Source organism: Herbiconiux flava, assembly GCF_013409865.1.
GTDB classification, from domain to species: domain Bacteria; phylum Actinomycetota; class Actinomycetes; order Actinomycetales; family Microbacteriaceae; genus Herbiconiux; species Herbiconiux flava.
In genome coordinates this window covers 1,319,223-1,331,869 of the sequence record NZ_JACCBM010000001.1, presented here as the reverse complement: position 1 = coordinate 1,331,869, position 12,647 = coordinate 1,319,223, and the positions used below count along the sequence as shown (strand labels likewise).

At 71.5% G+C, this 12,647-nt stretch carries 13 protein-coding genes; 9 read left to right on the top strand and 4 right to left on the bottom strand.

The window, feature by feature from the left end; genetic code table 11:
- Positions 1–94 precede the first annotated feature (94 nt).
- From BJ984_RS06370 to phoA, 4 genes are all read left to right on the top strand, one after another.
- Positions 95–1,021, top strand: a complete 927-nt coding sequence (locus BJ984_RS06370; protein WP_179547311.1) for a MetQ/NlpA family ABC transporter substrate-binding protein — start codon at positions 95–97, stop codon at positions 1,019–1,021.
- Between the two features lie 8 nt (positions 1,022–1,029).
- Positions 1,030–2,106, top strand: coding sequence for a methionine ABC transporter ATP-binding protein (locus BJ984_RS06365; RefSeq protein ID WP_179547310.1), 1,077 nt, complete (start codon positions 1,030–1,032; stop codon positions 2,104–2,106).
- The gene (locus BJ984_RS06360; RefSeq protein ID WP_179547309.1) at positions 2,099–2,758 is read left to right on the top strand and encodes a methionine ABC transporter permease; all 660 of its coding nucleotides are present in this window, start codon (positions 2,099–2,101) and stop codon (positions 2,756–2,758) included. Before BJ984_RS06365 ends, BJ984_RS06360 begins: the two co-directional genes overlap by 8 nt.
- A 156-nt stretch (positions 2,759–2,914) precedes the next feature.
- Entirely contained in the window at positions 2,915–4,840 is a 1,926-nt protein-coding gene (gene phoA, locus BJ984_RS06355; RefSeq protein ID WP_179547308.1) for an alkaline phosphatase, read from the top strand.
- 107 nt (positions 4,841–4,947) lie between these two features.
- Here the strand turns inward: phoA and BJ984_RS06350 are convergent, their stop codons facing one another.
- Together BJ984_RS06350 and BJ984_RS06345 are read right to left on the bottom strand one after the other, a co-directional pair.
- Positions 4,948–5,652, bottom strand: a complete 705-nt coding sequence (locus BJ984_RS06350) for an SDR family oxidoreductase (RefSeq protein ID WP_179547307.1) — start codon at positions 5,650–5,652, stop codon at positions 4,948–4,950.
- A gap of 52 nt (positions 5,653–5,704) precedes the next feature.
- Positions 5,705–6,703, bottom strand: coding sequence for an NADP-dependent oxidoreductase (locus tag BJ984_RS06345; RefSeq protein ID WP_179547306.1), 999 nt, complete (start codon positions 6,701–6,703; stop codon positions 5,705–5,707).
- Between the two features lie 94 nt (positions 6,704–6,797).
- Here BJ984_RS06345 and BJ984_RS06340 point away from each other — a divergent pair, with 94 nt between their 5' ends.
- The 3 genes from BJ984_RS06340 (at position 6,798) to BJ984_RS06330 (ending at position 9,059) form a co-directional block, all read left to right on the top strand.
- Positions 6,798–7,391, top strand: a complete 594-nt coding sequence (locus tag BJ984_RS06340) for a TetR/AcrR family transcriptional regulator (RefSeq protein ID WP_179547305.1) — start codon at positions 6,798–6,800, stop codon at positions 7,389–7,391.
- Between the two features lie 9 nt (positions 7,392–7,400).
- Positions 7,401–7,928, top strand: a complete 528-nt coding sequence (locus tag BJ984_RS06335; RefSeq protein ID WP_179547304.1) for a DUF1697 domain-containing protein — start codon at positions 7,401–7,403, stop codon at positions 7,926–7,928.
- A gap of 84 nt (positions 7,929–8,012) precedes the next feature.
- Positions 8,013–9,059 carry a diacylglycerol/lipid kinase family protein gene (locus BJ984_RS06330; RefSeq protein ID WP_179547303.1) on the top strand — a complete coding sequence of 349 codons (1,047 nt, stop codon included), beginning with the start codon at positions 8,013–8,015 and terminating at the stop codon, positions 9,057–9,059.
- 48 nt (positions 9,060–9,107) lie between these two features.
- Here BJ984_RS06330 and BJ984_RS06325 read toward each other — a convergent pair whose 3' ends face one another.
- Complete coding sequence (locus BJ984_RS06325; protein ID WP_179547302.1) at positions 9,108–9,665, bottom strand: CGNR zinc finger domain-containing protein; 558 nt, start codon at positions 9,663–9,665, stop codon at positions 9,108–9,110.
- Positions 9,666–9,770: 105 nt separating this feature from the next.
- On the opposite strand from BJ984_RS06325, the gene BJ984_RS06320 reads away from it, so the two are divergent.
- Positions 9,771–10,925: an HVA1 family protein gene (locus BJ984_RS06320; RefSeq protein WP_179547301.1), complete on the top strand. Its 1,155-nt coding sequence runs from the start codon at positions 9,771–9,773 to the stop codon at positions 10,923–10,925.
- Complete coding sequence (locus tag BJ984_RS06315; protein ID WP_179547300.1) at positions 10,922–11,350, top strand: hypothetical protein; 429 nt, start codon at positions 10,922–10,924, stop codon at positions 11,348–11,350. Before BJ984_RS06320 ends, BJ984_RS06315 begins: the two co-directional genes overlap by 4 nt.
- Here BJ984_RS06315 and BJ984_RS06310 read toward each other — a convergent pair.
- The gene (locus tag BJ984_RS06310) at positions 11,347–12,540 is read right to left on the bottom strand and encodes a zinc-dependent alcohol dehydrogenase (RefSeq protein WP_179547299.1); all 1,194 of its coding nucleotides are present in this window, start codon (positions 12,538–12,540) and stop codon (positions 11,347–11,349) included. The two genes, BJ984_RS06315 and BJ984_RS06310, sit on opposite strands and share 4 nt — an antisense overlap.
- Positions 12,541–12,647: the final 107 nt, after the last annotated feature.

Sequence of the window (12,647 nt, the reverse complement as noted above, 5' to 3'; positions counted from 1 at the left end):
ACAGTGTGTCGCCGCGTTCCGCCGTGTTACGCGCCGGCTTCGTGCGGTGGGCGTCCGGTCCTAGCGTCGACGGCGTACCACGAGAGGAACCACCATGCCCATCACCGCACGCACGTCCACCGCACCCGCTTCCTCGACCCGGAAGCTCGCCGCCGCCGCCGCGACCCTGCCCCTGCTCCTCGGGCTCGCCTCGTGCGCCGGCAGCTCCGACGCCGCCGGCGGCTCGTCCGACCCGGTGCGCATCGGCGTCGTGGGTGCGAGCGACCCCTACTGGGAGACCTACGAGGAGGCCGCGGCCGACGCGGGCATCCCCGTCGAGATCGTCGACTTCTCCGACTACGCGCAGCCCAACCCGGCGCTCAGCGAGGGCGAGCTCGACCTGAACCAGTTCCAGCACATCGTCTACCTCGCGCAGTACAACGTCGCGGCCGACGAGGACCTGGTTCCGATCGGCTCGACCGCGATCTACCCGCTCGGTCTCTACTCGACGAAGTACGACTCGGTCGACGCCATCCAGCAGGGCGACACCGTCGCCGTGCCGAACGACGAGAGCAACCTCGCCCGCGGCCTGCTCGTGCTCCAGTCGGCGGGCCTCGTGGAGCTGAAGGACGGCGGCAGCATCTTCTCGACGCTCGACGACGTCGACGAGAGCGCCTCGAAGGTGAAGGTCACGACGCTCGACGCCGCGCTCACCGCCACCTCGCTGCCCGACGTCGCCGCGGCGATCATCAACAACGACTTCATCCAGGACGCCGGACTCACCGCGGCAGACGCGATCGCCGAGGACGACCCGTCCGACCCGAACGCCCTGCCCTACGTCAACATCTTCGCCGCCCGCGCCGAGGACAAGGACGACCCCACCTACGCCAAGCTGGTGGAGCTCTTCCAGGACACCACGTCGGTCACCGACGGTCTGGTCGAGAACTCCGGCGGCACCGCCGAGCTGCTGAAGACCCCGGTCTCGGAGCTGGAGGCCTCGCTCACCGAGGTCGAGGCCGACACGAAGGCGCACGAGGGCTGATCCGCCGGATGCCCCTCGTCAGCCTGCGCGACGTGCGCAAGACCTTCCCGGCCGCCACCCGGGGGGCGCCGCCGGTGACCGCCGTCGACGGCGTCGACCTCGCCATCGAGGCCGGGGAGGTCTTCGGCATCGTCGGCTACTCCGGCGCCGGCAAGAGCACCCTCGTGCGGCTCGTCAACGGCCTCGAGACCGTGACCTCCGGCAGCATCACCGTCGGCGGTGTCGAACTCAACGGGCTGCCCGAACGGGAGCTGCGCCGGCTTCGGGTCGGCATCGGGATGATCTTCCAGCAGTTCAACCTGTTCACCGCCAAGACGGTGCGCGGCAACATCTCCTACCCTCTCCGCGTGGCGGGGACTCCTCGCGCCGAGATCGCCCGCCGCGTCGACGAGCTGCTCGGGTTCGTGGGGCTCGCCGACAAGGCGGACAGCCACCCCGAGCAGCTCTCGGGCGGGCAGAAGCAGCGGGTGGGCATCGCCCGGGCGCTCGCGACGAGCCCCCGGCTGCTGCTCGCCGACGAGGCCACCAGCGCCCTCGACCCCGAGACGACGCACGAGGTGCTCGGGTTGCTGAAGCGGGTGAACCAGGAGCTCGGCGTGACGATGATCGTGATCACGCACGAGATGGACGTGGTGCAGACGCTCGCCGACAAGGTCGCCGTGATGGAGGGCGGGCGGGTCGTCGAGCAGGGGGACGTGTTCGACGTGTTCTCCGATCCGCAGCAGGCGTCGTCGCGGCGGTTCGTCTCGACGGTGGTGCGCGGGGTGCCCACTGAGGAGGAGCTGGCGGTGCTGCGGGTGCGGCACCCGGGCGCGCTCGTGACGCTGTCGTTCAGCGACGGGGGCTCGTCGGGCACGTCGGCCGCGGCGGCCGCCCCGACCCAGGCCGAGGTGTTCGCGGCGCTCTCGCGAGCCGGGCTCGGCTTCGAACTCGTCTACGGCGGGGTAAACGACATCCGGGGCCGCGTCTTCGGGCACCTCACGCTGGCGCTCACGGGGCCGGATGCGGTGGTCGAGCAGGCGCTCGCCTCGCTCCCCGACGGGGTCGGCATCACCCGCCTGGCGAACGGGGGCCCTCGTGGATGAGCTCATCCCGCTGCTGCCCAAGCTCGCGACCGCGACCTACGAGACCCTCTACATCGTCGCCCTCAGCCTCGTCTTCGGCGGGCTCGGCGGACTGGTGCTGGGGCTCGGGCTGTACACGACGAGGCCCGGCAGCCTCTACCCGAACCGACCGGTGTTCGCCGTGCTGAACATCCTGGTCAACATCTTCCGGCCCATCCCGTTCATCATCTTCCTGGCGGCCGCGCAGCCGCTCGCCCGGCTCGTGGTGGGCGTCGGCATCGGCAACTCGGCGATCATCTTCACGCTCTCGCTGGCCGCCGCCTTCGGCATCAGCCGCATCGTCGAGCAGAACCTCATGACGGTGCAGCCCGGGGTGATCGAGGCCGCGCGCTCGGTGGGCGCGAGCCGGCTGCGGATCATCGGCACCGTCGTACTGCCCGAGGCGCTCGGGCCGCTCATCCTGGGCTACACCTTCATCCTCGTGGCGCTGACCGACATGTCGGCGGTGGCGGGGCTCGTGGGCGGCGGCGGGCTCGGCACCTTCGCCATCCAGTACGGTTACCGCCAGTTCGAGCCGGTCGTGACGTGGGCGGCGGTGCTCGTGATCATCGTCTTCGTGCAGGCGGTGCAGGCGCTCGGCAACTGGCTGGCGCGCAAGGCGTTCCGGCGCTGAGGCGGCGGCACGCCGCCCCCGTTCGGGGTGCATCCGCTCTCCATCGCCGCTTCACCGTCGAGTCGGGCCCTGTTCACCCCGCGTTGGCCGGGCGACGATGAGCTTGGGCCTCGACGCCCGCTCGGGCGCCTTCGGGACTGAACACTGGGGAACACCATGTCTTTCATCACACCCACCCGCCGGAAGGCGCTCGTCGCCGCGGCGGCGCTGCTCACGGCGGCGAGCATCAGCCTGCCCGCCGCAGCGTTCGCGGCCTCGGCCGACGGCGACCTCTCGGTCAACGGCGGAGCGCAGCGCAACAGCGGCGACAAGGCCGCCGACCTGCGCGCCTCGATCGTCGACGGCCCGGCGAAGAACGTCATCCTGCTGATCGGCGACGGCATGGGCGATTCCGAGATCACCATCGCCCGCAACTACGCCTACGGCGCCGCGGGCGAGCTGCCCGGAATCGACGCGCTGCCCCTGACCGGCCAGTACACCACCTACTCGCTGCACGACGATGGCGACGAGAAGGGCCTGCCCGACTACGTGCCCGACTCGGCCGCCACCGGCTCGGCCTGGTCGACCGGCACCAAGACCTACGACGGCGCCATCTCGGTCGACATCGACGGCACCCCGCAGCAGACCCTGATCGAGATCGCCAAGGCCAACGGCCTGAAGACGGGCAACGTGTCGACCGCCGAGATCCAGGATGCGACTCCCGCAGTCGAGGTCGCGCACGTCGACGCGCGCAAGTGCTACGGCCCCGACAGCGAGGTGTGCGGCGACGACGCCCTGATCAACGGCGGCCTCGGCTCGATCAGCGAGCAGCTGCTCGACACCCGCGCCGACCTCACCCTCGGCGGCGGCTCGGCCTCGTTCGAGCAGACCGCCAAGGCGGGTCAGTGGAACGGCGAGACGCTCTTCGACCAGGCCACCGACCGCGGCTACCAGGTCGTGGGCGACGTCGACGGGCTCAAGGGCCTCTCGGTCGCCGACCAGAACCAGCCCGTGCTCGGCCTGTTCACCCCCGGCAACTTCCCCACCCGCTACGCGCCCACCACGGCGACCGTCGGCGGCGGCGACGAGGCTCCCGTGACCTGCCAGCCGAACCCGGCCCGGCTCGACACCGGCCTCTCGCTCGCCTCGCTGACCGAGAAGTCGATCGGTCTGCTGAACACCGGCGACGAGGGCTTCTTCCTGCAGGTCGAGGGCGCCTCGATCGACAAGCAGGACCACGCGGCCGACGCGTGCGGCCAGATCGGTGAGACCATCGACCTCGACGAGGCCGTGCAGAAGGCCCTCGAGTTCGCCCGCGCCGACGGCAACACGCTCGTCATCGTGACCGCCGACCACGCCCACTCGAGCCAGATCGTCGACGACGCCCCGCCCGCGACCCTGAGCACCGCGCTCACCACGGCCGACGGCTCCACCATGAAGGTCGCCTACGGCACGGCCGAGGCCGGCGGATCGCAGCAGCACACCGGAACCCAGCTCCGCATCGCGGCGTTCGGACCGGGCGCGGCGCAGGTCGTCGGGCTCACCGACCAGACGGACAACTTCTTCACGATGGCGAACGCACTCACCCTGAACCGCGACACCGCGAGCTTCAGCGCCGGCGCGACCGCCACGCTGAACGCGACGACCGTCGCCCCCGGTGACTCGCTCGTGCTCGATGCGAGCGGCTTCCGCGGCGACCGTCAGCTCGACCCGACGTCGGCGGCGGTGCAGCTCGCTTCCGAGGACTCGGTGAACGGCGCGGCGCGCTTCTCCTTCGAGGCTCCGACCGCGGAGGGCTCGTACTCGCTCACGGTCAGCGGCCGCCAGAGCGGCGTGACCGCCACGGTGGACTTCACGGTCGCCGCGGGCGCCGACCCGGCGCCGAGCCCCACCCCGGCGCCGACCGCTCCGGCGGGCGACCCGGGCGCTGACGGCTCGGGCGGCACGGGTTCGGCCGGTTCGGGATCGGGCACGGGCTCCGGCTCGTCGGCGCTCGGCTCGACGGGCGCAGTCGTCGCCCCGATCCTCACGCTCGGCGCGCTGCTCCTCGCCGCCGGCGGGCTGCTCCTGGTTCGCCAGCGCCGCCGCCAGCACGCCGCCTGACCCGCGGTTCTGCCGCTGCGGTTCTGCCGCTGCACCGGATGCGCGGCACCTCTCCCCTCGGGGACGGGGTGCCGCGCATCCGCCTTTCAGCGCTTGGTTCTCAGCTCTCAGCCCTTCAGTTCGGGGTAGAGGGCCTCGACGGGGGCGCTGAGGGCGCTCTTGACCGAGGCGGTGAGCTCGTCGGCGATGACCTCGTAGGAGCCGGACTCGACGGCGTCGAAGACCTGGCCCGCCAGGTCGGCCGGCGCCAGCTTCGGGCCGTCGGCGTGCGCGGCCATGGCCGTGTCGACGTAGCCGACGTGCACCCCGACCACGTGCGTGCCCATCCGGGCGAGCTCGAGTCGCAGCGAGTTCGTGGCCGACCAGAGGGCCGCCTTCGAGGCGCTGTAGACGCCGCCGAACGCGTACCAGCTGGCGACCGAGTGCATGTCGACGAGCACCGACTCCGGATGCGCGGTCAGCACCGGCGCGAAGGCCGTCGCCACGAGCACCGGCGCGATGAAGTTCGTCTCCATCGTCGCCCGCAGGTCGTCGGCCGAGAGCTCGAGGAAGTTCGCCGTCGGCGGCAGCATGCCGGCGTTGTTGATCAGCACCGACACGTCGGGGGCGTTCTCGACCGCGGCCGCGATCGAGGCGGGGTCGGTGATGTCGAGAGCGAGCGGGACGACGCGGTCGTCCTCCCAGCGGCGCGGGGTGCGGGCGGTCGCGTAGACCTTGACGGCTCCGCGGGCGAGGGCCTCGGCGACGAAGGCCGAGCCGATTCCGCCGTTGGCTCCGGTGACGAGCACGACGGCTCCGGTGAGGGTGGGCATGGGGTCTCCTCGGGTGTGGTGGGTGGTGGGGTGAGGTGGGGTGCGAGCGTCGTCACCCGGCGAGGTCGACGACGACCTTGCCGCGGAAGCCGCCGCGCCCGAGGGCGGCGAGCGCCGCCGGGGTCTCGGCGAACGGGAAGACCCGGCCGACCACCGGATGCAGCGCACCCGCGTCGACGAGCGCCGCGATCGCGGCGAGCTGCTCGCCATCCGCTCGCATCCAGAGGAAGGAGTAGCGCACCCCGAGCCGCCGCGCCTGCCGGCGGATCTTCGCGCTCAGACCGCCGACGGCCAGGCGCACGGCCGGATTCAGGCCGAGCTGCCGAGCGAAGTCGGGGTCGGGTGGGCCCGCGAGGCCGATGGCGATGCCGCCGGGCTTCAGGATGCGCAGCGAGCGCTCGAGGTTCTCGCCACCCAGGCTGTCGACCACCACGTCGTAGCCGCTGAGCAGTTCGTCGAAGCGCTGGGAGCGGTAGTCGATCACCTCGTCGGCGCCGAGCTCGCGCAGCCACTCGGCGTTCGAGCCGCTGGCCGTCGTGGCGACGTGCGCCCCGAGGTGCTTCGCGAGCTGCACGGCGATCGATCCGAAGCCGCCGGCGCCGCCGTGGATCAGCACCTTCTGGCCCGGCTTCACCCCCGCCTTCTCGACCAGGGCCTGCCACGCCGTGAGCGCGACGAGCGGCAGCGCCGCGGCCTCGACCATGCTCAGCGTCGCGGGCTTCCGTGCGATGTCGGCCTCGTCGACGGCGATGCGCTCGGCGAAGGTGCCGATGCGGAAGTCGGCCGGGCGGGCGAAGACGTCGTCGCCGACGGCGAAGCGGGTCACCGCGGCGCCGACCGCCTCGACGGTTCCGGCGAGGTCGTGACCGAGGACGAGCGGCAGCTCGTACTTCAGCAGGGCCTTGAACTCGCCCCCCGCCAGCTTCACGTCGAGCTGGTTGGTGCCCGCGGCGCGCACTCGCACCAGGACGTCACGGGCGCCCAGGACGGGCTCGCGTGCATCCGTCGCTTTTATCTCGCCCTGGTACCGGTCGATGCTGAACGCCTTCATCGTCTTCTCTCGTCTCGTCGTTTTTATGAGCGTACTCATATTCGAGTACGATCGCAAATGAGCAACAGTGGGCGTGCGGTAGACTCGCCACCTGATGACCGCCACCCCTCCCGGCCGCCGCGAGCGCAACAAGCAGCAGAAGCTCGAGCGCATCACCGCTGCCGCCACCGAGCTGTTCGACCGCCACGGCATCGACGAGGTCACGACGCAGCAGATCGCCGACGCGGCCGACATCGGCACGGGCACGCTCTTCCTCTACGCCAAGACCAAGGCCGAGCTGCTGCTGCTCGTGCAGAACGTGCACTACGCCGAGGCGATCGAGGCCGGGCTGTCCGCCGCCCCCCGCGCCGGCTCACCGCTCGACGCGATCATGGCGCTGATCGAACCGGTCGTCGCCTGCAACCGGCGGCAGGTGGAGAACGGCCGCACCTATTTGCGCGAGCTCGTCTTCGGCGATCCCGAGGAGCCGCACCACCGGGTCGGGCTCGAGCTGATCGCGCGGGTCGACGAGGCGTTCGTCGAGATCCTCGAACGCGACGCCGGCTGTTCGGCCCACGACGCGGCGGTGCTCGCCCGCACGATCTCGGCGGCGATGTTCGTGACGCTGTCGTCGCCGCTCAACGTCGCCGCGAGCGATGCCGCACTCTCTGCCGACATCCGCGAGCAGGTCGCACTGGTGCTGCGCTAGCGTCGGGGCATGACTCGGTTCGTGGCGCTGCTGCGCGGGGTGAACGTCAACGGCATCACGGTGAAGAGCGCCGAGCTCGCCGAGCTCTTCCGCACGCTCGGCTTCACCGACGTGCGAACGGTGCTCGCCTCCGGCAACGTCGTGTTCGAGACGACGGATGCGCGCGACGCCCTCACCCTGAAACCGACCATCGAGGCGGCCCTCGGCACCCGCTTCGGCTACGACGCGTGGATCGTCCTCCTCCCCCACGACCGCCTGGCGGCGGCCGTCGCGGCCTACCCCTTCCCCGAGGACGACGCCACCCATCCCTACGTCGTCTTCGCCTCCGCCCCCGACGTGCACGCCGACGTCACCGCCTTCGCGGCCACCCTCGCGCCCGACGGTGTCGAGCGGGCGGAGCCGGGCGACGGTGTCCTCTACTGGCGATGCCCCCGCGGCTCGAGCACCGACACCCCGCTCGCCAAGCACCTCGCCCGCGCGCAGTACCGCGCCACGACCACCACCCGAAACCTCCGCACCCTCCGCAAGCTCCTCTGAACCGGGAGGCGTCGCAGGCCCGGGGCGCGGCGGTCGGCGGACAGGGCGGGTGGCGCGGGAGGGGCGACGGCCTAGAGTTCAGGGATGAGCGCAGAGAGCGGGCGGCGCACTGTCGCCGTCGTCATCAATCCGAGCAAGTTCGACGACGTCGAGGCCGTGAAGGCGGTCGCGGCCGCCGGCGCGCAGCGCGCGGGCTGGAACGAGCCGCTCTGGTTCGAGACCAGCGTCGACGACTCCGGCACGGCCGCCGCGGAATCGGCGCTCGAGGCCGAGCCCGACGTGGTGTGCGCGATGGGCGGCGACGGAACCGTGCGAGCGGTGGCCGCGGTGCTGCGCGGAACCTCCGTGCCCTACGGCCTGCTGCCGAGCGGCACGGGCAACCTGCTCGCGCGGAACCTCGGCATCCCGCTGACGTCGCTCGAGGACGCCGTCGAGATCGCCCTGCTCGGCCAGGACCGCGCCATCGACGTCGGCCTCGCCACCTTCGACGACGGTGAGGAGCGCGTCTTCGTCGTGATGGGCGGCGTCGGCCTCGACGCCGAGATCATGGACAAGACCGACGACGAGCTGAAGAAGAAGGTCGGCTGGGGCGCCTACGTCGCCGCCGGCGCCCCCGCCCTCCTCAAGGGCGGCTTCGAGGCGACGCTGACGATCGACGGCCAGACCGAGGATCCCGCGAAGTGCCTGATGGTGCTCGCCTGCAACTGCAGCTCGGTCGTGGCGAACATCGAGATCGCGACGGGCGCCGTGCTCGACGACGGCGACCTCGAGCTCGTGATGCTGCAGCCGAACATCGTCGCCGGATGGGTGGGAGTGGCCATCGACGTCGCCACCCGCAACCGCAACGGCTTGGCCTCGCTCAAGCAGTGGCCGGGGCGCGAGTTCGAGTTCGAGCTCGACGCACCCGTGCTGGCCGAGCTCGACGGCGATCCCGTCGGCGAGACCACCCGCGGCCGCTTCGGGGTCGACCCCGGCTCGCTCATCGTGCGCCTCCCGGTGCCCGTCGCCCAGGCGCCCGGTCTGTCGCCCCGCACCTCGGTGACGCTCGACAGCCCGACCGCCGACACCGTGGACAGCGGCGAGGCGGGCAAGCCGGCCCAGCCCGCCCAGCCCGCCCAGCCGAGCGAGTAGCCCAATAGCCCCGCCGGGCCGAGTCGGCCCGGCTCGCGGCGGACCGGACTACCCCTCCGCAGCCTGCCGCGCCCGATACGCGATCACGTTCATCCGGTTCCCGCAGTTCCCGATGTCGCAGTACCGCTTCGAGCGGTTGCGCGACAGGTCGACCAGCACCGCCGAGCAGTCGCTCGCCTCGCACACCCGCAGCCGGTCGAACTCGTCGGAGCGGATGACGTCGATGAACGCCATGGCGAACTCCACGCGCATCCGTGTCGCCAGGGGCGCGTCGGCCTCGGTGGCGTGCAGGTGCCAGTCCCAGTCGTCGTGCCGCACGAGCTGCGGCAGCGCCTTCGCGTCACGAAGGATGCCGTTGACCAGCCCCACCGCCTCGTCGCGCGAGACCTCCCAGAACCGCCGGAACTCCGGCCTCAGCGCCCGCACCTCGTCGAGCTCGGCGGCATCGAGGTCGCGCCGTCCGGAGTAGCCGTGCTCGTCGAGCATCCGCTCGAGGTCGCCGACGTCGGCGAGGCCCTCGGGGTTGCCGTTCGAGATGCCCCCGGTCGAGTCGATCAGCGCCGAGGCGAACGCGAGGGTCGCTTCGGTGTCATAGGCAAAGACCATGTTGACTCCTGACAGCTCGGGGGTTACTGTCACTAGCGTAAGCCCTGACACTCCTGACACGGCCGAACCCCCGACGATCGAGTTCTCGACGAGAGGATGCGCGACATGCCCGCTCCCGCGACACACCGCGCCTCGGGGCTGATCATCGCCCTCGCGGCGGCCGCCGCCTTCGGCACGAGCGGCCCCTTCGTCAAACCGCTGCTCGACGCGGGCTGGTCCCCCGCCGCCGCGGTGGCCGTGCGCGCCTTCGCCGGAGGCCTCGTGCTGCTGCCCGCCGCCCTCGTCGCCCTGCGCGGCCGCTGGGGTCTCCTCCTCGCGGCGTGGCGCCTCGTCCTGGCCTACGGCCTCGTCGCGGTGATCGGCGCCCAGGTGTTCTACTTCGCCGCCATCTCGCGCATGCCGGTGGGCATCGCGCTGCTGATCGAATACACCGCGCCCATCCTGCTGGTGCTGCTCGCCTGGGGGCGCACGCGCATCCCGCCGGCGCTGCTGACGATCGTCGGCGCGGTGCTCAGCATCGCCGGCCTCGCCCTGGTGATCAACCCCTCGGGCGCCGGCGGACTCGACGTGCTCGGCGTCGTGTTCGCGCTGTGCGCCGCGCTCTGCCTCGCCGGCTACTACCTGATCGCCGCCCTGCCGACGGGCGATCTCCCCCCGGTCACGCTCGTCAGCGCCGGGCTCGTGCTCGGCGGCGTCGCACTCGGCGGTGTCGGTGCCGTGGGCCTCGTGCCGTTCACGTTCTCGTTCGCCCCGGTCGACATGCCGCTCGTCGGCGAGGTGTCGTGGATGCTGCCGATGGCCGTGGTCGTTCTCGTCGCCACCGCGTTCGCGTACCTCACCGGCATCATCGGGGCCATCCGGCTCGGCTCCCGCGTCGCCTCGTTCGTGGGGCTCGTCGAGGTGCTGTTCGCGGTGCTCTTCGCCTGGCTGCTGCTCGGCGAGGTGCCGACCTGGCTGCAGCTGATGGGCGGCGCACTGATCGTGGCGGGCGTCGTGTTCGTGAAGCTCGAGCGCGAGGGGCCCGACGGGAGTACCGTCCAGCCCATGGCGAAGAAACTCTCGAAAGGCGACCACGTCGAGTGGTCCACCCACGGCACCACCACGAGCGGCGAGGTCGAGAAGTCGATCACGTCGGACACCGAGGCGGCGGGACGGACGGTCCGGGCATCCGATGACGACCCGCAGTACCTCGTGAAGAGCGACAAGAGCGGCCGCGAGGCCGTGCACAAGCCCGAGGCGCTGAAGAAGACCAGCTCGTGAGCGACGAGTACCGGCAGCCCGAGTACCGGCAGCCGCAGGGCGAGCCGCAGCCGCAGCCGCAGCCGCAGCCGCACGACTATCGCCCCGCGAAGCCCGGCCGCAACCCGCTCGGGCTCGCGTCCCTGCTGGTCGGCGCCGCGATCTCGCTGCTCGGGCTGCTGTTCCTCGTCATCCAGGCCGCGGTGATCACGACGGCCGACGCACAGGCCCTCGGCGCGGTCTCGGCGGTGAACGGCGTGCTGTCGGGGCTGCTGGCGATCGCGGCGATCGTGCTGGGCATCGTCGCGATCACCCGGCCCGGGCTCTCCAAGACGTTCGCGGCGGCGGGCATCGCGCTCGGCGCCGCCGCGCTCGTCTCGGTGATCGGATCGTTCAGCTACGGGCTGCTCGTGCAGTTCCTCTACAGCTTCTCGTCCAGCTTCTAGACCGCGACCTTCAGCCCCGGCTTCAGCACGACCTTGATGCAGCCGTCCTGCTTGTTCTTGAACAGCTCGTACATCTCGGGCGCCTCCTCGAGCGACACCGTGTGCGTCACGAGGTCGTCGATGCCCAGCGGGTCGGCCGGGTCCTCGACCAGGGGCAGGATGTCGTCGCGCCACCGGTGCACGTTGCACTGGCCCATCCGCAGCGTGATGCCCTTGTCGAACATGGTCATGAACGGCAGCGGGTCGCCGGCTCCGGCGTAGACGCCCGAGAGTGAGACGGTGCCACCGCGCCGCACCGCGTCCAGGGCCAGCAGCAGTGCGGCCAGCCGGTCGCTGCCGAAGGTCTGCATGGCCTTCTTGGCCACCGCGTCCGGGAGCAGGCCCACCGCGTACTGCGCGAACGAGGCCGCGGGGTTGCCGTGCGCCTCCATGCCCACCGCGTCGACGATCGAGTCGGGGCCGCGGCCGTCTGTCAGCTCGCGCAGCCGGTCGACCACGTCGTCGGTGAGGTCGAGCGTCTCGATGCCGTGCCGCTCGGCCATGGCGCGGCGCTCGGCGACGGGCTCGACGGCGATCACGCGGTGGCCGCGGTGCCGCGCGATGCGGGCGACGAACTGGCCGACCGGGCCGAGGCCGATGACGCCCAGCGTGCCGCCCTCGGGCAGCTCGGCGTACTCGACGCCCTGCCAGGCGGTCGGCAGGATGTCGGACAGGAACAGGTAGCGCTCGTCGGGCAGCTCCGTGCCGACCTTCTGCGCGTTGAAGTCGGCGAACGGCACGCGCAGCAGCTCGGCCTGGCCGCCGGGAACCGAACCGTACAGCTCGGTGTAGCCGTAGAGCGAGGCGCCCGTGTCGGTGGCCCTGTTCTGGGTGGTCTCGCACTGGGTGGTGAGGCCCTGCCGACACATGAAGCAGTGGCCGCAGGCGACCACGAACGGGATGACCACCCGGTCGCCGACCGCGAGCCGGGTGACCGCCGAGCCGACCTGCTCGACGACGCCCATCGGCTCGTGGCCGAGGATGTCGCCCTTGTCGAGGAACGGCCCGAGCACGTCGTAGAGGTGCAGATCGGAGCCGCAGATCGCGGTGGAGGTGACGCGGATGATCACGTCGGTGTCGTCGATCAGAAGGGGGTCGGCCACGTCTTCGACGGTGACCTTCATCGTTCCCTGCCAGGTGAGTGCTCTCATGCCATCAGGCCTACGCCGGGTTGCGCGCTGCGGCCAGCGATTCGGAGGCACCGTGCAGTGGGCGACAGTTTCGATGACCCGTGCGACATCCGCTCGCCAGGCCCTTG